The sequence below is a fragment of the Methylobacterium sp. 275MFSha3.1 genome (assembly GCF_900108435.1).
Lineage (GTDB): Bacteria > Pseudomonadota > Alphaproteobacteria > Rhizobiales > Beijerinckiaceae > Methylobacterium.
This window is the reverse complement of sequence record NZ_FNWP01000004.1, coordinates 174,562-193,082: the sequence shown is the minus strand read 5'-3', so window position 1 is coordinate 193,082 and position 18,521 is coordinate 174,562. Positions and strand designations below refer to the sequence as shown.

Below are 18,521 nucleotides of genomic sequence, written 5' to 3'. Positions count from 1 at the left end.
GCCGGGCCGCGAGGTCCGGCCCTTCGCGTTAGAGCCGCCCGGCGACGGGACCTAACGCGTCCCCGGGGTCGCCGAAGCCGGCTGGACGATCAGCACGCGCAGGTCCTGGTCGGGCACGTAGTCCCGGGCCTCCCAGCGGAACGTGGTCGGCCCGGTCTTCCGGATGTCCGTGCGGCAGAAGCTGACGACCGCCTCCGGGCTGCCCTTGTCGACCGTCAGGGTGAAGCGCCCGATCGGCGCGGCCCAGTTGCGCGCCGTGGTGACGATGTAGGGCACCACGGTCGCCCGCAGGGTGCCGCCGGGATCCGGCGCCTTCGCGTGCAGGCGCCGGATCGCCGCGAGCCCCGCCTCGTCCAGGCAGTAGGTCGCCCGGTAGGCCGCCCGGGATGCCGCCTTCGGGTCGAGCAGGTGGAAACCGGTCACCGGCGCGTAGCTGTGCGCGATGCGGACCTCCTGCCCGGGCGGGAAGGTCTGGAGCCAGTGGAACTTGGCCTCGCCGCGCCACAGCCCCTCGGTCATCCGGTCCGGCGTGTCGGGGACGTCGGGGAAGAGCCCGGCCTTGACCAGCGCGGCCCATTCGGGCGCGCCGATCCGCTTGGCCGCCGCGCTGATCGCCTCGAAGCGCAGCGGGTTCAGCGGCAGGCCGTGACGGCGCAGCAGGTCCGTCACCTCGCGCTCGCCCACGAAGGCGCGCTCCTCCAGCTCGGGCTCGAGGGGCTTGTCGTCCACCGTGACGGTGAAGCCGACGAAGTTCGGGCTGTCGGGCCGGGGCAGCGCCAGGGCCGAGAAGCTGAGTTCCCGCCCGTCGATCGGCGGCAGCGGGAAGGCGATCCGGACCGTGCGCGCCTCCTGAACCTGATTGCGGAACAGGTAGGACACGTTGATCCGGTCGCGGGCGATCGACAGGTCCTCGCTCACCAGCGCGATCCCGGGCTCGCGCCGCAGGACGAGGCCGCCGGCATCGAGTTCGGCCGCGCTGTCGTTGGCGCGCGCCGTGCCCGTGAGCAGGCCAGCGAGCAGGCCAGCGCGCAGGAACGCGGCGGCGAAGCGGGGTTTGGCGACTATCGGGCGGGCTCGTCCGACGGCACGGGCCGTCGCGGCAGACGAGCGCCCGCCGCTTGCCAGGACCTTCACGGACCGGGCGCCTCAGTTCGTGGCGCGGTCGCGCATCCGGTACGCGCCGGCGGCGTCGCGCTCGAACATCTCGGCGATGCCGGCGTGGCGCAGGGCCTCGCCCGACGTGTCGGGCAGGAGGTTCTGTTCCGACACGTAGGCCACGTACTCGGTCTCGGCGTTCTCGGCGAGCAGGTGGTAGAACGGCTGGTCCTTGCGCGGCCGGACCTCCTCGGGGATCGACAGCCACCATTCCTCGGTGTTGTCGAACACCGGGTCGACGTCGAACACGACGCCCCGGAACGGGTAGATCCGGTGGCGCACCACGGCGCCGATCGCGAATTTCGCGGTTCTCAGTGTTACGTCCGACATGGTTCAACCCGTCCAGATCGGACAGATAGGTCCGATGACGGATCGTGTCACCCGGTCGCCGCGGAAGTCGGCGTTTCCGCGGCGCGGGCCAAGCGGTCCCGGACGGCGATCGCCTCCGGCAGCGGTTGCCACGGGACGGTCATCTCGGCGATGCGCCCGGCCGCGTCGAGGCGCCGCTCATCCATCCCGTCGAGCCGGTGCGGGCCGGCCGCCGCGTCGAAGAAGGCGGCGGCGTGCGCGGGGCCTTCCAGGATCGCGCGGCTCTCGAAGGCGTCGACCACCGGCCGGATCGCCGCCGTCCCGCGTACGGGCTCGGCGGCGAGCGGGGTGTTGAGCACGCCCCCCTCGGCCATCTGCGCCAGCACGGCGTCCCGGTCCTTCGCCGCCAGGGCGGCCGCGAAGGCGCGAACGCGGGTGAGGTCCATCGGAGGTCCCTACGGGATCCGGATGCCGAGCTCGGTCGCGATCGCCCGGGCGGTGGCCTCGCGCCGGGCCGTGATGTCGGCCGCCGCCGCCCGCACCCGCGCCACGGTGTCCGGGGAGGCCGTGTGGGGCGTGCCGCTGTCGAAAGGGGGCTCGGGGGCGTACTGGATGCCGAGCTGGATGGTCCGGGCGGCCTCCTCGCCGCGCAGCGCGGCGGCGAGCTGCAGCGCCCCGTCGATGCCCGCGGTGACGCCGGCCGCGAACACCCAGGTGCGCCCGTCCGCGTCGCGGTCGATCACCACGCGCGCGTCCACCGGCTCGGCGCCGAAGAACGGCAGCAGGTGCACGGCGTTCCAGTAGGTCGTGGCCCGCCGCCCGACCAGCAGGCCGGCCGCGCCGAGGATCAGGGCGCCGGTGCAGACCGAGAGGACGTGGCCGGCCCCGGCCGCCTGGTCGCGGATCCAGCCGAGCACGGCCGGGTCCCGCATCAGGGCCTCCTGGCCCGTGCCGCCCGGGACGTGCAGCACGTCGAGCCGCGGGGCTTCCGCGAGCGTGGCATCCGGCAGCATCCGGAGGCCGCGGACGTCGCGGACGGGCTCCGGGCCCGGCGCGTAGACCCGGTAGGTGCTGTTGGGCACCCGGGACAGGACCTCGAACGGGCCGGTGAGGTCGATCTGGTCCAGCCCCTCGAACAGGAGCGAGCCGATCTGCAGGTGGGTGTCGGGCGGGATCATGCCGGGCCTCCGTGGTGGACAGGGTGATCCTAACGCGTCAGGATCTGGCCGAAATGCCAAAGAGCCCTCGTTTCTCGCCAGATCCGCCGCGCCCGGTCGAGGTGCTGGCCTTCCCGTCGGTGCAGCTCCTCGACGTGGCCGGGCCGCTCCAGGTCTTCGCCACCGCCAACGAGCACGGCGGCGCCGGGATGCCCTACGCGCCGCGGGTGATTGCGGCCGGCGACCCGGGGCTCACCGCCTCGGCGGGCCTGCGGCTGGTCGCCGACCCATTGCCGGAACCCGAAGCGCCGGTGGACACGCTGGTGATCGCGGGCGGCCCCGGCGTCGTCGCGGCCTGCGACGACGCCGCCCTGGTGGCCTGGGTGCGGGCCCGGGCGGGCCGGGCCCGCCGGGTCGCTTCGGTCTGCACCGGCGCGTTCCTGCTCGGGGCGGCGGGGCTCCTCGACGGGCGGCGGGCCGTGACCCACTGGAAGCATTGCGGGGCGCTCGCCGCCCGCTACCGGCGCGCCCGGATCGAGCCCGACCCGATCTTCGTGCGCGACGGCCCGGTCTGGTCCTCGGCGGGGGTGACGGCGGGCATCGACCTGGCCCTGGCGCTGGTCGAGGAGGATCTCGGCCGCGCGACCGCGCTGACGGTGGCGCGCCACCTCGTGATGTTCCTCAAGCGCCCCGGCGGGCAGGCGCAGTTCAGCGCGGCGCTGGCGCTGCAGGCGGGCGAGGAGCGGTTCGGGCGGCTCCACGCCTACATCGCCGACAACCTGTCCGGCGACCTGTCGCTGCCGGCGCTCGCCGCGGCGGCCGGGATGAGCGCGCGCAGCCTGAGCCGGCACTATCACGCGGCGACCGGTCTGACCCCGGCCAGGGCCGTGGAGCGCCTGCGGGTGGAGGCGGCGCGGCGCGCGCTGGCCGAGACGGCGCAACCGGTCAAGCGCGTCGCCCGGACCTGCGGCTTCGGCTCCGAGGAGACGATGCGGCGCAGCTTCCTGCGGCACGTCGCGGCGACACCGCAGGAGTACCGGGCGCGGTTCGGCGGGTGATCACACGGTCTCGCGGCGTTCAAGAGCCGCCAGGATGGTCTCGCGCACGCCTTCAAGATGTTTGTGGATGTCCGCATTCGGGATGCGGAGGAGGGCGAAGCCGAGCGACTCAAGGATTTCGGTCCGCGCGGCATCCCGAGCGATCTCGGCGTCCGTCGAATGCGTCGCCCCGTCCACCTCGACGATGAGTCCGGCCTCGATGCAGGCGAAGTCGATGATGAATCGGTCGATCGGGTGCTGTCGGCGAAACTTCCATTCGTTCAGGGCGCGGTTTCGCAGGACGCGCCAGAGCTTGGCTTCGGCCGAGGTTTGAGTGCGGCGCAGGTTGCGGGCCTGCGGGATTGACTTATTCACCGCCCGGCTCCGGCAGTTCGGCCGCTCATTCAGCGAATGATTTGGCCGTTCCGCTTGCGTGGGCCTGTCTCGACGAACCTCTCGGATCGGACGTCGACGCTGGCGGCAAAGCGCGACGCGCCCCCTCTCCCGTGCGGGAGAGGGTTGGGGTGAGGGTCGAGAAAGTCCAGGATAGGGCACGCCGTCGACGCGCGTGTAGGCACACGCCTTCTTCGGACAGACTTGATCCCTCACCCTGTCCCTCTCCCGCACGGGAGAGGGGACCCGCGCTTCATCCTGCCGCTGCTGTGCCGCACACGATGCGCCAATCGAGTAGTCCGCACGGGAAAGGCGTATCGCGGGCTCGGTAACCCTCACCCCAGCTTGTACACTGCCGCCAGCTCCGGGTCCTTCGCGGCCACGAGCTTCGCCAGGTCCACGATGACCTTGGCCTGCTTCCAGGTGGCGTCGTCCTGCATCTTGCCGTCGAGCATCACGGCGCCGGTGCCGTCCGGCATGGCCTCGACGATCCGGGCCGCGAAGGCGACCTCGGCCGGGTCCGGCGCGAAGACCCGCTTGGCGATCGCCACCTGGCTCGGGTGCAGCGTCCAGGCGCCGGCGCAGCCCATCAGGAAGGCGTTGCGGAACTGCGCCTCGCAGGCGTCGCCGTCGGAGAAGTCGCCGAACGGGCCGTAGAAGGCCTTGATGCCGTTGGCCATGCAGGCGTCCACCATCCTGGCGATGGTGTAGTGCCAGAGATCCTGCTGGGCGGTGGCGCGGGGGGCATCGCCGGAGAGATCGCTGAGCACCCGGTAATCCGGGTGGCCGCCACCGACCCGGGTGGTCTTCATGCCGCGCGACGCCGCGAGGTCCGCCGGCCCGAGGCTCATGCCGTGCATCCGCGGCGAGGCCGACGCGATCGCGTCGACGTTGGCGACGCCCTCGGCGGTCTCCAGGATCGCGTGGACCAGGATCGGCTTCGTCACCCCGTGGCGCGCCTCGAGCTGGGCGAGCAGCTGGTCGACGTAGTGGATGTCCCACGGTCCCTCGACCTTGGGCACCATCACGACGTCGAGCTTGTCGCCGACCTCGGCCACGATCGTGAACAGGTCGTCCAAGATCCAGGGCGAGTTGAGGGCGTTGATCCGGGTCCAGAGGCCGGTGCCGGTGGCGGCGAAATCGGTGGCCTGGGCCATGGCGACGAAGCCCTTGCGGGCCGCCTCCTTCTGGTCGGCCGGGACCGCGTCCTCCAGGTTGCCCAGCACCACGTCGACGGTCCCGGCGAGGTCCGGCACGCGGGCGCGGACCTTGTCGTTGTGGGGCGGCACGAAGTGGATCATCCGCTCCAGCCGCACCGGCAGTTCGCGGAACGGGGCCGGCGCGCCGGTGGCGAGGGGCTGGAAGAAGCGGCGGGGCAGTTTCATCGGGTGCCTCTTGTCAGGGCTGGCGTCTGAGCCCCGTTAAGGCAGCTTGGGCGGGCGCGTAAAGCCGCGCCGCGCGGAAGTGATCTCGGACTTTCGTGACGCTCGGGCTTCCGGCCCGGCGCGCCGCAGGGCCCGCGGAGCCTCAGCCCCGGCCGCCCCGGCGCCCGGCGAGGCCGATCCGGTTGAGGATGCCGCCGCCGTCGCCGCTGCCGGCCACCACCACGAGGCGCCGGACCTCGCCCCGCAGGAAGGCCTGCAGGAAGCGGTTGTAGTCGCGGAACGAGACGCAGCCGTTCGAGGCGCCGGGCTGCCGCAGCATGTAGGTGTGGGCCAGCAGGCCGTCGCGGCCGTGGATCGCGGCGCTGCCGCCCACCGGGTTGAGCCGGATCGCCCGGACCCCGTGGAACAGGCGCTCGCGCTCGGTCAGCGTGTAGGTGCCGGGCGGGGTCGAGCCGCGCATGCGCAGGTGGACGTAGCGCGGGTTGTCCATGTGCTCGCCGAGGCCGGAATGGGCCTCCAGCACCTCGCCGGAGGGCAGCGTCACCGTGCGGGCGGTGATGTCGTAGACGGCCGTTCCGGCCACCGAATCGGGCTCCGGGCTGATCCGGGTGCGCGGCGCCTCCTGCGGCAGGGCGTCCGGGCTGGCATAGGCCAGTGCCTGACGGGGCTCCTGGCGGCTGTCCTGAGACGGCGCCGCGGCGCCGACGCCGAACAGCTTCTCGAAGAAGGACGGCTCCTCGGCCATCGCAGCGCGGAACACGTCGCGGGTCCGGGGCAGGGCGCGGCTCGCCACCCGCGCGGGCGGCGCCGGTGCGCGCCGCAACTCGGGCGGGCGGCCCACCGGCAGCGGCACGAGGGCGGGAACGGGGGCGGGTGCGAGGGCGGCGGGCGTGGGCTCGGCCGCGGCCATCCGGACCGGCGCCCCCGTCCCCTTCTCGCCGGTCCTGTCCGCGACTCTCTCGGCGACTTTCTCTGCAGCTTTGGCCTGGGCCATCCGGACCTGGGCGGCCCGCGCCCGCTCCGCCTGCGCGACCTGCCGGGCGATCTCCCGGACCGCCGGGGACGGGGCGGCGGCGACCTGGAAGCCGGCGACCGGCGGGGTTTCGCCCCCGAAGGCCGTGGCGGTGCCGGCGCCCAGCGCCGGGCTCCGGTCGAGCATCCAGGCGAGGCTCGGCCGCGGCGCCGCCGCGGCCTGCGGGACCGCGACGGCGGCCGGCCCGGCCGCCGCGACGGACTCCGCCTCGGGGCGGGCCGGCCCCTGCGGGTGGCTGAACACGGCCCAGCCGGCGAGGCTCACGCCGGTGAGGGCGATGAGCGTCGTCAGCCGGGCGCGGCGACGGGCGCGCCGCATGGCGCTCGGGTAGGGCGCCCGGGTGCGGACGACCGGGTCGTAGGCGGTCTCGACGTAGCTGGGGCGCGGGGGCGCCGGTCGCCGGGATTCCGCGCTCGGATACGCGGTCTGGAACGCGGCGAGGGACAACGCAGCCTGGGCCATTCGGGAACTCGCGTACGCGCTTCCCCTGGGCAGCCGCCGCCGTTCGCCCGCGAGAGCCGTTCTCGCGCACGTGGCCCGGGTCACCCGTCTGGGGAGGACATCAACCGTCCACCCCATTAAGCCGTGCTGTGGTTAATCCCCGCTAAAGAGACAGTTTCCGCGGGCGTTCCCGTGTTGGGACACAGCCTCAGGTGGCCCGATTCGGCGCGTCCCCGGCCGCGTCGGCCGCCGGCTCCATCGGCCCGTGCCGGCGCGCGACCAGCAGGCAGAGCAGGGCCACCGGCACGCCGATGAGGGACGTGCCGACGAAGAACCACGCGAACCCGGTCCACTCGATCACGAAGCCCGAGAACCCCGCGAGCAGGCTGCCGGGCAGGGCGCAGAGCGAGGTCAGCAGGGCGTACTGGCTCGCCGCGTGGGCGGTGGCCGAGAGCCGCGACATGTAGGTGATCAGCACGATCGACGCGAAGGCGTAGGCGAAGCCGTCGATCCCGACGGTCAGCGCGAAGGTCCAGAACGCCGCGCCGCCGTGGCCGCCGTGCCAGGCGAGGTAGGCCAGCGCGAGGTGGGAGGCCGAGGCCGTCACGGTGCCGATGAGCAGGCTCGCCATCATGCCGATCCGCGGGATGATGGCGCTCGCCAGGAAGGTGCCCCCGAGCGCGATCCAGAAGCCGAACAGCTTCGTCACCGTCGCGATGTCGGTGTTGGTGTAGCCGAGCGTCTTGAACAGCGGGATCGCCATGGCGTTCGAGACGTAGCCGGGCATCCGGAAGCCCGCGACCAGCGCCAGCACCGGCAGGGCGAGCGGCCCGAGCCGGGCGAGGAGGTCGCGGATCGGCGCCCAGACGGTCTCGACGAAGCCGCCGGTGGCGGGGGTCTCGGGGACGGGGGGTTCGGGCGCCAGCAGGGCCGCGACCGTGCCGGGCGCCATGAGCGCGGCCATGCACAGGTAGGCCACGCGCCAGCCATACGCGTCGGACAGGTAGAGCGCGCCGGCGCCGGCCGCGAGGTTGCCGATCCGGAAGCCGATCTCGGCCCAGGACGACATCAGCGCCTGCTGCTCGGGCGGCGCGGCGGTGATGCGCCAGCCGTCGATCACCACGTCCTGGGTGGCGCCCGCGACGCCGAGCGCCAGGGAGAACGCCACCGTCCAGGCGAGCCAGTGGGCCGGGTCGCCGAAGGCGACGCCCGCCAGCGCCAGGGCGACGAGGATCTGCGTGGCGACGATCCAGCCGCGGCGCCGCCCGAGCCAGCGGCCGATGAGCGGCGCGTCGTGGCGGTCGAGGAAGGGGGCCCAGAGGAACTTGAGCTTGTAGGCGATGGTGAGCTCGCTCATCAGCCCGATCGTGGCGAGCGGCACCTTCGCCTGGACGAGCCACGCCGACTGCGTCGCGTAGACGAGCAGGAACGGGATACCCTGCGCGAAGCCGAGCCCCAGCACCGCGGCGACGCGCCGGTCGGTGAACAGGGGCGTGAGGAAGGCGCCCGGCGCGGCCTTCACCGGCTCGGGCGCGCCGGTGATCGGCGCCGGGTCTGCCATCCACGCGTCTCCTCAAGCCGCCCCGCAGGATGAGGGGTCTCGCCGGGGCGCGACGCCCCCGCCCCTCACGCCGCCTTCTTCCCCCGCTCGGCGATCTTCACGAGACTGCGCAGCACCTCGGTGGCGGTCTTGAGCCGGGCCGGGACCGTGTTCAGCTCGCGCACGAACACCACGCTCATGTCGGGCCGCACCTTCGCGAACGACGCCTGCTCGGCGACGAAGGCCACGAGCCCCTGCGGGTTGGCGTAGGAGCGGTCGCGGAAATGGACCACCACACCCTTCGGCCCGGCCTCGACCTTCTCGACGTTCGCCTTGAGGCAGAGGATCTTGATCGTGCCGATCTTGAGGAGCTGCTCCACCTCCGGCGGCAGCGGCCCGAACCGGTCGATCAGCTCGGCGCCGAAGCTCTCCATCTCGGCATCGTCCTGGATGGTTGCGAGCCGCCGGTAGAGCGCCAGCCGGACGCCCAGATCCTCGACGTAATCCTCCGGGATCGTCACGGGCGCGCCCAGCGCGATGGTCGGCGACCACGCCTCCTCGGGCACGTCCTCGATGCCGGCCTTGAGCGCGGTGACCGCGTCCTCCAGCATCTGCTGGTAGAGCTCGTAGCCGACCTCCTTGATGTGGCCCGACTGCGCGTCGCCGAGCAGGTTGCCGGCGCCGCGGATGTCGAGGTCGTGGGAGGCGAGCTGGAAGCCCGCGCCCAACGTGTCGAGGCTCTGGAGCACCTTGAGGCGCTGCTCGGCCTGGGCGGTGAGCTGGCGGTTCGCCGGGGTCGTGAACAGCGCGTAGGCGCGCGCCTTCGAGCGCCCGACCCGGCCGCGCAGCTGGTAGAGCTGCGCGAGGCCGAACATGTCGGCCCGGTGGACGATCAGCGTGTTGGCGGTGGGGATGTCGAGGCCGGATTCCACGATCGTGGTCGAGAGCAGGACGTCGAACTTGCCCTCGTAGAAGGCCGTCATCACGTCCTCGAGCTGGCCGGCCGCCATCTGGCCGTGGGCGACCGCGACCTTGATCTCGGGCATCTCGGCGTCGAGGAATTTCTTGACCTCGGCTAGATCCTCGATCCGCGGCACGACGTAGAAGGACTGGCCGCCGCGGTAGCGCTCGCGCAGCAGGGCCTCGCGGATGGTCAGCGGGTCGAACGGCGTCACGAAGGTGCGCACCACCAGCCGGTCGACCGGCGGGGTGGCGATGATCGAGAGCTCGCGAACCCCCGTCATGGCGAGCTGCAGCGTGCGCGGGATCGGCGTCGCCGAGAGCGTCAGCACGTGGACGTCCGCCTGGAGCGCCTTCAGCCGCTCCTTGTGGGCGACGCCGAAATGCTGCTCCTCGTCCACGATGATCAGGCCGAGATCCTTGAAGGCGATGTTCTTCGCCAAGAGGGCGTGGGTGCCGACCACGATGTCGACCGTGCCGGCGATGAGCCCGGCGCGGGTCTGCTTCATCTCCCCCGCCGAGACGAAGCGGGAGAGCTGCGCCACCTGGACCGGCAGCCCTTTGAAGCGCTCGGCGAAGGTCCGGTAGTGCTGGCGGGCCAGCAGCGTGGTCGGAACGATCACCGCCACCTGCTTGCCGGAGATCGCCGCCGCGAAGGCGGCGCGGAGCGCCACCTCGGTCTTGCCGAAGCCGACATCGCCGCAGACCAGCCGGTCCATCGGACGCCCGGCATTGAGGTCGTCCAGCACCGCGTCGATGGCGTTGGCCTGATCCTCGGTCTCCTCGAACGGGAAGCGGGCGGCGAACTCGCCGTAGAGCCCCTCGGGCGCCTGCAGGGACGGGGCCTTCCGGACGAAGCGCTGGGCCGCGACCTTGATCAGCTCGCCCGCCATCTCGAGGATGCGGCGCTTCATCTTGGCCTTGCGGGCCTGCCACGCGCCGCCGCCGAGCCGGTCGAGGGCGACCTCGGAATCCTCCGAGCCGTAGCGGGTCAGGAGCTCGATATTCTCCACCGGCAGGAGCAGCAGGCCGCCGGTGTATTGCAGTTCCAGGCAATCGTGCGGGGCGCCGGCGGCGTGGATCGTCTTGAGGCCGACGAACCGGCCGATGCCGTGGTCGGCGTGGACCACGAGGTCGCCGGGCTGGAGCGCCTGCACCTCCAGGATCACGTCCTGGGGCCGCTTGGCCTTGCGCTTCTGGCGGACCAGCCTGTCGCCCAGGATATCGCCCTCGGAGACGACGGCGAGTTCGCCCGCGGTGAAGCCCGCCTCCAGGCCCCAGACAGCCACGGCCGCGTCGGTTCCGCGCTTGAGCGCGTAGACGTCGGTGAGCCGGGTGATCGCCACGGGCTTCCTCAGGCCGTGGTCGGTGAGCACGCCGCAGAGCCGGTCGCGGGACCCGTCGGACCAGGCTCCCAGGATCACGTGATGACCGGATCCCTGGAGATCGCGGATATGCGCCACCGCGGCGTCGAACACGCTGGCATTCTCGTCGGCCCGCTCGGGGGCGAAGCTCCGTCCGGCCTTGGCGCCGCAATCGATCACCGCGCGCTCGGACGATTCGGGCTGCGCGAACGGGGTCAGCCGCGCCACGGTGGCGGTGCCGATCCGCTCCTTCAGCTCGTTCGGCGTCAGGTAGAGGGCGCGGGGCGGCAGGGGCTTGTAGGGGGCGACGCCGGGCTGCGGCGTCTTCATCGCGCCCTCGCGGGCCTGGTAATAGTCCTGGACGAGCGCGATCCGCTCGGCGGCAGCGTCCTCCACCTGCGGGTCGAAGACCAGCGGCACGCCGCCGAGGTAGTCGAACAGCGTGTCGAGGTGGTCGTAGAACAGCGGCATCCAGTGCTCGAGGCCGGCGTAGCGCCGCCCCTCGCTCACCGTCTCGTAGAGCCGGTCGTCCCGGGTCGCCGCCCCGAAGCTCTGGATGTAGTTCTGGCGGAAGCGGCGGATGGTCTCCGTGGTGAGCTGGACCTCGCTCATCGGCATCAGGTCGAGCGAGCGGAGCTGCCCGGTGGTGCGCTGCGTCTCCGGGTCGAAGGCGCGGATCGATTCCAGCGTGTCGCCGAAGAAGTCGAGGCGGATCGGGGCCGGCAGGCCGGGGGGCGACAGGTCGAGGATGCCGCCGCGGACCGCGTACTCGCCGGTGTCGCGCACCGTCCCGGTGCGCAGGAAGCCGTTGGCCTCGACCCAGGCCACCACGTCGTCCATCGACACGACGTTGCCGATCGCCGCCGAGAACGCCTCCTTGGCGATGTGGGCGCGGGGCGGGACCCGCTGCACCAGGGCGTTGACCGTGGTGCAGAGGATGCGCGGGCGGTCCTCGGCCGAGCGGGTGCGGGCGAGGCGGGCGAGCGCCGTCATCCGGGCGGCGGCGACCGCCGTCGTCGGCGAGACCCGGTCGTAGGGCTGGCAGTCCCAGGCCGGCAGGCTCATCACGTCCATCTCGGGCGCGACGAAGCCGAGGGCCGCCTGGAAGGCCGCCGAGCGCCCGGAATCGCGCGCCACGTGGACCAGCACCGCCGGCGCGTCGACGGTGGGCGCCAGGGCGCGGGCGAGGTCGGCGAGCGCCAGCGCGTCGAAGCCCTCCGGGGCGTTCGCCAGGACCGGGCTGTCGCCGCGCTTGAGGGCGTCGATCGCCCGGGCTAGCGCGGAGGATTTCGGCAGCGCGAAGCGCGCGACCTGCGGCTTGGCGGCGGGGGCGGGGGGCTTCGGCTGAGGCTTGGCCATCGGGTCTTTCGCGGGAAATCCCGCCGGGCGCGTCAGGGGAGGAGGTCGGGTGGCGTTAGCCGATCGGGCCGCCGCGATAAAGCGTCCCCGGGGTCACGGCCGAAGGCCCTATAGGGCGGTCCCGCTGCGGCAGGGAACAGTGGTCGTCCTCGCGAGCGCAGCGAAGCGATCCAGCAGCGCCACGCTGACCAAGGACGCGCTGCCCTGGGTCACTTCGCTGCGCTCGTGATCACGGAGCGGGCCGCATCGGCCGAGAGCTTCGATCGAAGGCGATGGCGATCCTCGTCGCCGCCCCTCAGGCGTCCGGCCCGACGATCTCCGCCAGCGCCGCCTCGACCCGGCCGCGGAAGAAGTCCGCGTTGGGCATGGACTCGGTCATCGCGGCGGCGCGCGCCGTCGCCTGCCGGAGGATCTCTCCGCGCAGCGCCGGATCGGAGCGCTCCATCATCTCCAGCATGATCCGCACCACCAGCTCGGTGGCGATCGACCGGGCCGGGTGGTCGTAGTTGGGCTTGGGCTCGTTCATCGCGGGCTCTCTCGACCGGTCGCTCTCAGGAATGGATCGGCGCGTCGTGCCGGTGGAACGCGCGCACGCGCTGCCAGACCGACGTGTCGTAATTCGAGGGCGTCTCGACCTCGCCGGTCAGCCACTTGAACAGGTCCCGGTCCGGCACCTCGATCAGCGCCTCGAACTGGTCGAGCTCCGCCTCCGACAGCTCGCAGATCTCGGCATCGGCGAAGCGGCCCATGATCAGGTCCATCTCGCGGATGCCCCGGTGCCAGGCGCGGTAGAGGAGGCGGCGGCGGCGCGGATCGAGATCGGCGCTCGTGCGGGTGGTGCCGGACATGCGGTCGGACCTCGGCTCGGACAACGGGCAGGGCCTAGATAGGCGCCCGGGTCCGGCGGATCCAGAACGGGGCGGCCGCCGGGCGGGTTACAACCGGAGCGCGAGAGAACAAAAACAAATTGCCTCCGGCGGGCGCTCCGTTATCTCGGGCTGCAACGCCCCCGAGTGGGGCGGCGAGCGGGAGTACGACGATGCCGAAGGCGATCCGGGTCTACGAGTACGGCGGCCCCGAGGTGATGCGCTTCGAGGACGTGCCCCTGGCCGAGCCGGGCCCCGGGCAGATCCGGGTCAAGCAGGCCGCCATCGGCGTCAACTTCATCGACATCTACTTCCGCACCGGCGCCTACAAGTCCCCGCACATGCCCTACACCCCCGGCAAGGAGGGCGCCGGCACCGTCACGGCGGTGGGCGAGGGCGTCACCCAGTTCAAGCCGGGCGACCGGGTCGCGTACGGCTCGGTGGCGGACGGCTGCTACGCCGAGGAGCCGGTGATCCCGGCCTCCGCGGCCGTGCCGATCCCCGACGGCGTCGACGAGACGACCGCCGCCGCCATGATGCTCAAGGGCCTGACCGTCGAGTACCTGCTGCACCGGACCTACGCGGTGAAGCCCGGCGACACGATCCTGTGGCAGGCGGCCGCCGGCGGCGTCGGCCTGATCGCCTGCCAGTGGGCCAAGCACCTCGGCGCCACCGTGATCGGCACCGCCGGCAGCCCCGAGAAGGCGGAGCTCGCCAAGCGGAACGGCTGCGACCACGTCATCCTCTACCGCGAGGAGGACGTGGCCAAGCGCGTGCGCGAGATCACCGGCGGCAAAGGCGTGCCGGTGGTCTACGACGGCGTCGGGCAGGCGACCCTGATGGGCTCGCTGGACAGCCTCGCGCCGCTCGGCCTGCTGGCGAGCTTCGGCTCGGCCTCCGGGGCGATCACCGGGCTCGACCTCGGCCTGCTGGCCCCGCGCGGGTCGCTCTACGTGACGCGCCCGACGCTCGCGACCTTCTCGTCGAACCGCGCCACCCTGGAGGAGGCGGCCGCCCGCCTGTTCAAGGTGGTCCGCGACGGCGCGGTGAAGATCGCGGTCAACGCCACCTACCCGCTGGCCGAGGCGCAGCAGGTCCACCGCGACCTCGCGGGCCGGGAGACCACCGGCTCGATCGTGATGCTGCCGTAGGGAGCGGCCGTGACGCCCGGCAACGCCGACCTGCTTCTCGTCGTCGATGTGCAGGTCGACTTCCTGCCGGGCGGGGCGCTCCCCGTCCCGGGGGGCGACGCGGTGATCGGCCCGATCAACGACCTCCAGCACCGCTTCCGGCACGTGGTGCTGATGCAGGACTGGCATCCGGCCGATCACGTCTCCTTCGCCGAGACCCATCCGGGGCGGGCCCCGTTCGAGACCGTGACGCTGCCCTACGGGCCGCAGGTGCTGTGGCCGCGCCACTGCGTCCAGGGCAGCCCCGGGGCCGCCTTCGCGCCGGACCTCGCCACCGACCGGGCGAGCCTGGTGGTGCGCAAGGGGCTGGATCCGCGGGTCGACAGCTACTCGGCCTTCCTGGAAGCCGACCGGGCCACGCGCACCGGCCTCGCCGGGGCGCTCCGGGAGCGCGGCATCACCCGCGTCGCGGTGTGCGGCCTCGCCACCGATTTCTGCGTCGCCTGGAGCGCGCTCGACGCGCGCGACGCGGGGTTCGACGTCCTCGTGGTGGCGGACGCGGTGCGCGGGATCGACGTGGACGGGTCGCTCGCGCGGGCCTGGGCGCGGATGGAGGCGGCGGGCGTCCGCCGGATCGCGGCGGCGGAGATCGGCTGATGGCGTGCGGGGACCGGGAGGCGAACCGCCGCACGCCGCGCGGGAGACCGGCCCCGCGCCGACGCGTTGGCCCGACATCAGCATCCGACAGGAGCCTGCATGTCATCCAAGCACCCGAAGACCGACACGCCCACGGACGCCGACCTCAAGGGCAATCCCGGGATCGGCACCTCGAAGGGGATGAGCGGCGCCGACCCTGCGGATCTGCAGGCGGATTCGACCTTCGAGGGCGACGTCGACAACGAGACGAAGCTCGATGGCGGCATCGACCCCGACCACCGGCCGCGCAAGAACGCGTGACCGGATGCCCGGGCCGGTGCGGCCCGGGTCGATCTCAGCGACTGCGCGCCGGCGCCTTCGGCCGCTGCGGTGCGGGGGCTGCGGGCCTGGCGCTCGGGCCGCCTGCCGGAACGTAGACCTGGGCCGGGCTCGCGGTGTAGCCCCGGAGCTGGGCCGCGTTGGCGGCCCCGAAAGCGGATGTGCCGTCCGCGCGGGCGGCGCCCGCCGCGATGGCCGATAGAAGCGCGGAGGCCAGGGCCAGGCGGGCGTGCTTCGGCATCGACAGGGTCCTTGTGTTCGCGCGGGCTCGAGAAACCCTGATCCGGATCGCTCCGCTCTGCGATCGACCCGGCCTTCCCGACGTGCGGAACCGCACAGGCGCCGTGTCGTGCATGACGGCGGCGGCTCTATCGCTTTCCGGTTGATCGCTTCCCCACCGTCGTCGTTGCGAGTGGAGCGAGGCGATCCAGGGCCAGAGCCACGCTGACCGATGTCCTGCTGCCCGGGGTCACTTCCCTGCGCCCGTGATGACGGAGCGTGGGCCTGCCCCGGAGGCCGTGTCAGAGCGCCAGCCCGAGCTGGAGCGGCGCCTCGGGCGCGTCCTGCGCGAAGCCCGACAGCGACACCCCGATCAGCCGCGCGCTGCGGCGCAGGGGGAACAGGCCGGCGAGCAGGTCGAGGCCGATCCGCTCCAGGGCGGCCCGGTCGGCCACCGGCACGGCGAGGGACTTCGCCCGGGTGACCTGCGCGAAATCCGAGAACTTGAGCTTCAGGGTCACGGTCCGGGCGCGCATGCCCTTGGCGTCGGCACCCGCCCAGACCTTGTCGAACAGCGGCGCCAGCCGGGCGGCCAGGACCTCGAAGGCGGCGGTGTCGTCCGAGAAGGTGGTCTCGGCCCCGATCGACTTGCGCACCCGGTGGGCGCGGACCGGCCGCGCGTCGATCCCGCGGGCGACCGCGTGGTAGTAGGCGCCCGCGGAGCCGAAGGTCTCGCGCAGGCGCTCCGGCGTCCAGGCGCGCAGATCCGCCCCGGTCTCGATCCCGAGCCGCTTCATCTTCGCCTCGGTGACCGGGCCGACGCCGTGGAACCGGCCGATCGGCAGCGCCGCCACGAAGTCCGGCCCCATGGCGGGGGTGATGACGAACAGGGCGTCGGGCTTGCGGTGGTCGGACGCCACCTTGGCGAGGAACTTGTTGTACGAGACCCCGGCCGAGGCGATGAGTCCGGTCCGTTCCAGGATCTCGGCCCGGATCGCCTTCGCCACGGCCGTCGCCGTCGGGAGGCCCTGGAGGTTCTCGGTGACGTCGAGATAGGCCTCGTCGAGGGCCACCGGCTCGATGATGGCCGTGTGCCGGGCGAAGACCGCCCGGATCTCCTCGGAGACCGCCCGGTAGACCTCGAAGCGCGGCTTCACGAACAGCAGGTCCGGGCACAGCCGCCGCGCGGTGGCCGACGGCATGGCGGAGCGGACACCGAATTTTCGGGCCTCGTAGCTCGCAGCGGCCACCACCCCGCGCTCCCGGGAGCCGCCGACCGCCAGCGGCCGGCCGCGCAGCGACGGGTCGTCGCGCTGCTCCACGGAGGCGTAGAACGCGTCCATGTCGATGTGGATGATCTTTCGGAGCGCGACCTCCGGATCCATCGCCGCCTCGGGTCCCGACCAAGTTCCTGATCTGTTCCGAAAGACCGCGCGGGGCGGGCGGGGTCAAGCCGCGCCGGACGCGGCGTCAACAGGAGTCCGGTCCGCGCCCGTCATCGCGAGCGTAGCGCGACGTCCCCGAGCGCAGCGCATCCCTGGATTGCTTCGCTGCGCTCGCAAAGACGGGGTCTGCCGTCAGGCGACGCTGCCGTAGAGGTCGTAGGCCTCGGCCCGGTCGATCTTCACCGTGACGATGTCGCCGACCCGCACCGGGCGCCGGAACGCGGCGTGGACGGTCCCGTCGATCTCCGGTGCGTCGGCCTTGGACCGGCCCCGCGCCACCCCGCCCTCGACGGAATCGACGATGACGGGCAGCCGCTTGCCGACCTTGGCCCGCTGCAGCCGGAGCGCGATGCCGTTCTGGGTCTCCATGAACCGGCGCTTGCGCTCGGCCTTCACCGCCGGCGGCACGAGGTCGCCCAGCGCGTTGGCGGTGGCGCCGGCCACCGGCTCGTACTCGAAGCAGCCGACCCGATCGAGCTTGGCCTCCTGCAGCCAAGCGAGCAGCTCCTCGAACTCGGCCTCGGTCTCGCCGGGGAAGCCGACGATGAAGGTCGAGCGGATCGCGAGGTCCGGGCAGGTCTGCCGCCAGCTGCGGATCCGGTCGAGCTGGCGCTCCTGGTTGCCGGGGCGGCGCATGCGCTTGAGCACGGAGGGGCTCGCGTGCTGGAGCGGCATGTCGAGGTAGGGCAGCACCTTGCCCTCGGCCATCAGCGGGATGACCTCGTCCACGTGCGGGTAGGGGTAGACGTAGTGCAGCCGCACCCAGGCGCCGAGCTCGCCGAGTTCCTTGGTGAGGTCGTAGAACTTGGCGCGGACCTGGCGGTCGCGCCACGGGCTCTCACTGTAACGGATATCGACGCCGTAGGCGCTGGTGTCCTGGCTGACGACCAGCAGCTCCTTCACGCCGGCCTTCACCAGCTTCTCGGCCTCGCGCAGCACGTCGGCGGCGGGGCGGCTGACGAGGTTCCCGCGCAAGCTCGGGATGATGCAGAAGCTGCAGCGGTTGCTGCACCCCTCCGAGATCTTCAGGTAGGCGTAGTGGCGCGGGGTGAGCTTGATCCCCTGCGGCGGCACGAGGTCGAGGAACGGGTCGTGGGCCGGCGGCACCGCCTCGTGGACGGCCGCCACCACCGACTCGTAGGCCTGGGGCCCGGTCACCGCCAGGAGGTCGGGGTACTTCTCGCGGATCTCCTCCGGCTGCGCGCCCATGCAGCCGGTGACGATGACGCGGCCGTTCTCCGCCATGGCCTCGCCGATGGCCGAGAGCGACTCTGCCTTGGCGGAATCGAGGAAGCCGCAGGTGTTGACGATCACCACGTCGGCGCCGTCGTGCCGCCGGGCCAGCTCGTAGCCCTCGGCGCGCAGATGGGTGAGGATCCGCTCGGAATCGACCAGCGCCTTCGGGCAGCCCAGCGAGACGAACGAGATTTTCGGGGCGGCGCCGGGAGCGGGGCCGCGGGGAGCGGGCGTGGCGGTCATGGCATTCGGGTCGGACAGTCCGGCGGGGCGATCGGCCGCCCGGCGCGCGGGACCAGGAATTCGGGGTCGCGCTCCTATACAGGCTCCCGCGCCTCCGCGCGAGGCCGGCCGCCGCAGGGGTGCCCGGCCCTGCGCGCGAGCCTGAGCTTAGGCGCAGATCCTATCGTTACGGCAGAGCTTTACGGCGGTCTTCTCAGATCCCACATCAGGATTGGACGGCGCGGCCCTGCGCCCCGGACACGGCCCGCCCGCGCGCGGCGGCGGGGCCTGCGTG

General features: G+C 72.6%; 18 protein-coding genes. 4 read left to right on the top strand and 14 right to left on the bottom strand.

Features of this window, described 5'->3' with window-relative positions; all coding sequences use genetic code 11:
- Positions 1–51 precede the first annotated feature (51 nt).
- From BLW78_RS05870 to BLW78_RS05855, 4 genes are read right to left on the bottom strand one after another with little or no spacing between them, the layout of a single operon-like run.
- Entirely contained in the window at positions 52–1,134 is a 1,083-nt protein-coding gene (locus BLW78_RS05870) for a DUF4424 domain-containing protein (protein WP_091677525.1), read from the bottom strand.
- A gap of 12 nt (positions 1,135–1,146) precedes the next feature.
- Positions 1,147–1,485: a heat shock protein HspQ gene (hspQ, locus tag BLW78_RS05865; RefSeq protein WP_012318638.1), complete on the bottom strand. Its 339-nt coding sequence runs from the start codon at positions 1,483–1,485 to the stop codon at positions 1,147–1,149.
- Between the two features lie 47 nt (positions 1,486–1,532).
- Positions 1,533–1,910: a nuclear transport factor 2 family protein gene (locus BLW78_RS05860; RefSeq protein ID WP_091677523.1), complete on the bottom strand. Its 378-nt coding sequence runs from the start codon at positions 1,908–1,910 to the stop codon at positions 1,533–1,535.
- A 9-nt stretch (positions 1,911–1,919) separates the two neighbouring features.
- Positions 1,920–2,642 (bottom strand): DJ-1/PfpI family protein, encoded by a 723-nt coding sequence (locus BLW78_RS05855; protein ID WP_020093280.1) that lies wholly within the window; start codon positions 2,640–2,642, stop codon positions 1,920–1,922.
- 53 nt (positions 2,643–2,695) lie between these two features.
- On the opposite strand from BLW78_RS05855, the gene BLW78_RS05850 reads away from it, so the two are divergent.
- Positions 2,696–3,679: a GlxA family transcriptional regulator gene (locus BLW78_RS05850; RefSeq protein WP_091677520.1), complete on the top strand. Its 984-nt coding sequence runs from the start codon at positions 2,696–2,698 to the stop codon at positions 3,677–3,679.
- On the opposite strand, the gene BLW78_RS05845 is transcribed toward BLW78_RS05850, so the two are convergent.
- The 7 genes from BLW78_RS05845 to BLW78_RS05815 form a co-directional block, all read right to left on the bottom strand.
- The gene (locus tag BLW78_RS05845; protein WP_091677517.1) at positions 3,680–4,033 is read right to left on the bottom strand and encodes an endonuclease domain-containing protein; all 354 of its coding nucleotides are present in this window, start codon (positions 4,031–4,033) and stop codon (positions 3,680–3,682) included.
- A gap of 353 nt (positions 4,034–4,386) precedes the next feature.
- The gene (locus tag BLW78_RS05840; RefSeq protein WP_091677513.1) at positions 4,387–5,436 is read right to left on the bottom strand and encodes an HpcH/HpaI aldolase/citrate lyase family protein; all 1,050 of its coding nucleotides are present in this window, start codon (positions 5,434–5,436) and stop codon (positions 4,387–4,389) included.
- Between the two features lie 142 nt (positions 5,437–5,578).
- Positions 5,579–6,931: a tlde1 domain-containing protein gene (locus BLW78_RS05835; RefSeq protein ID WP_091677510.1), complete on the bottom strand. Its 1,353-nt coding sequence runs from the start codon at positions 6,929–6,931 to the stop codon at positions 5,579–5,581.
- 187 nt (positions 6,932–7,118) lie between these two features.
- The gene (locus tag BLW78_RS05830; protein WP_020093285.1) at positions 7,119–8,471 is read right to left on the bottom strand and encodes an AmpG family muropeptide MFS transporter; all 1,353 of its coding nucleotides are present in this window, start codon (positions 8,469–8,471) and stop codon (positions 7,119–7,121) included.
- 65 nt (positions 8,472–8,536) lie between these two features.
- Complete coding sequence (gene mfd / locus BLW78_RS05825; protein WP_091677506.1) at positions 8,537–12,133, bottom strand: transcription-repair coupling factor; 3,597 nt, start codon at positions 12,131–12,133, stop codon at positions 8,537–8,539.
- A 295-nt stretch (positions 12,134–12,428) separates the two neighbouring features.
- Positions 12,429–12,659, bottom strand: a complete 231-nt coding sequence (locus BLW78_RS05820; RefSeq protein WP_091677504.1) for a hypothetical protein — start codon at positions 12,657–12,659, stop codon at positions 12,429–12,431.
- 25 nt (positions 12,660–12,684) lie between these two features.
- The gene (locus tag BLW78_RS05815) at positions 12,685–12,981 is read right to left on the bottom strand and encodes an FAD assembly factor SdhE (protein WP_091677501.1); all 297 of its coding nucleotides are present in this window, start codon (positions 12,979–12,981) and stop codon (positions 12,685–12,687) included.
- Positions 12,982–13,172: 191 nt separating this feature from the next.
- On the opposite strand from BLW78_RS05815, the gene BLW78_RS05810 reads away from it, so the two are divergent.
- From BLW78_RS05810 to BLW78_RS05800, 3 genes are all read left to right on the top strand, one after another.
- Positions 13,173–14,150, top strand: coding sequence for a quinone oxidoreductase family protein (locus tag BLW78_RS05810; protein ID WP_091677498.1), 978 nt, complete (start codon positions 13,173–13,175; stop codon positions 14,148–14,150).
- Between the two features lie 9 nt (positions 14,151–14,159).
- Positions 14,160–14,786, top strand: coding sequence for a bifunctional nicotinamidase/pyrazinamidase (gene pncA / locus BLW78_RS05805; RefSeq protein ID WP_042672749.1), 627 nt, complete (start codon positions 14,160–14,162; stop codon positions 14,784–14,786).
- A gap of 99 nt (positions 14,787–14,885) precedes the next feature.
- Positions 14,886–15,086 (top strand): hypothetical protein, encoded by a 201-nt coding sequence (locus BLW78_RS05800; protein ID WP_020093291.1) that lies wholly within the window; start codon positions 14,886–14,888, stop codon positions 15,084–15,086.
- A gap of 34 nt (positions 15,087–15,120) precedes the next feature.
- Here the strand turns inward: BLW78_RS05800 and BLW78_RS05795 are convergent, their stop codons facing one another.
- The 3 genes from BLW78_RS05795 to rimO form a co-directional block, all read right to left on the bottom strand.
- Positions 15,121–15,345 (bottom strand): hypothetical protein, encoded by a 225-nt coding sequence (locus tag BLW78_RS05795; protein ID WP_091677496.1) that lies wholly within the window; start codon positions 15,343–15,345, stop codon positions 15,121–15,123.
- A gap of 280 nt (positions 15,346–15,625) precedes the next feature.
- Entirely contained in the window at positions 15,626–16,708 is a 1,083-nt protein-coding gene (gene dinB, locus BLW78_RS05790; RefSeq protein WP_042672746.1) for a DNA polymerase IV, read from the bottom strand.
- A 192-nt stretch (positions 16,709–16,900) separates the two neighbouring features.
- Positions 16,901–18,247, bottom strand: coding sequence for a 30S ribosomal protein S12 methylthiotransferase RimO (gene rimO, locus BLW78_RS05785; protein WP_091677493.1), 1,347 nt, complete (start codon positions 18,245–18,247; stop codon positions 16,901–16,903).
- Between the last annotated feature and the right edge of the window lie 274 nt (positions 18,248–18,521).